This window comes from Synechococcus sp. H60.3 (assembly GCF_047462295.1).
Classification (GTDB): Bacteria; Cyanobacteriota; Cyanobacteriia; order Thermostichales; family Thermostichaceae; genus Thermostichus.
In genome coordinates, this window is sequence record NZ_JANSIY010000212.1 from 1 (window position 1) to 1,105 (window position 1,105).

General features: G+C 63.4%; 1 protein-coding gene. It reads right to left on the minus strand.

The annotated features are described in order from the left end of the window. The coding region (locus tag NW841_RS12845; protein WP_414386780.1) for a DUF1565 domain-containing protein at positions 1-1,105 on the minus strand (1,105 nt) is incomplete at both ends.

Sequence of the window (1,105 nt, forward strand, 5' to 3'; positions counted from 1 at the left end):
CCACCGGTAGGTTTGTGCCAGTTTCGGCTGGCTTGGCCACCGCCGGCTGGGGATCCCGGCGGGGAGCCGGGGGGGCGCTGGGCAGCGTCAAGCCACCGGCAACAATGGGTGGTGGGGCGCTGCTGGGCAGGGCAGCAACCGTGGTTTGGCCCGCTAGATCCAGCTCCCCTTTGGTTTTGCCCGCCAGTTGGTTGCCGTTGGCGTTGAGGCGCAGGCCGCGGGTGGCGTTGTGGATGTCGTACTGGCCGTTGCCCTCAAAAATGTTGTTGCCAGGATCCGAGGCCGTGCCCAGATCGGGCTGGGCGTTGGTGATAGCTGTCAGGCCAGTCTCTAGGTTGCGGGCAATGAGATTGTTGCGCAAGATGGGCCGGGCGCTGCCGCCAACCACAATGCCGGTGCGGTTTTGCAGGATGCGGTTATTGCGCACCATCGGCGCCGAGCGCTGGTCGATGGTGAGGCCAAAGCCGGTCTCTTGGAAGAGGTTGTTGACAATGGTGGGCTGGGAGGTACCCAAGACAGAGATGCCGTTGGCCCCATTCTTGTAAAAGCGGTTGCCCTCTATCCAGGGGTTGGAGGCGCCGGCAATGAGAATGCCGTCGTGGATGCTGCCCACAAAGCTGTTGTTGAGAATGCGGGGGGAAGCCGATTCTATCCAGAGGGCATAGCCGCGCCGCCCCTGGTTGCGCAGGGTAACCCCGCGCACCTCTGAGCCGCTCTCGGCCACCAGGGCAACATTTTGCCGGGCCAAGGTCGGGCTCATGTAGGTGCCGCCGCCATCGATGAGGTAGCCCTCCCCTAGGGTGGACTCGTCCCCGCGCAAGATAAGGCCAGCTTTGAGGCGGATGGGGAAGACTTCGCCGCTTTCTGCGCTGTAGATCCCTGGCAGCAGCTGGATGATGCTGCCTGCTGGTGCTCGTCCAATGGCATGGGTGATGGTCTTGAAGGGGTTGTTGCGGGATCCATCCCCTTGGGTATCGCTGCCATTGGCGGCATCGACAAAAATGACAGGCCGGTCATCCGGCAGCGGCGGCGCCTGGGGCAGGGCCTGCTTCTCCAAAAGGCCGGTGTCCAGGGAAGTTTGCGCCCAACTGGGATCCCTTCCTGC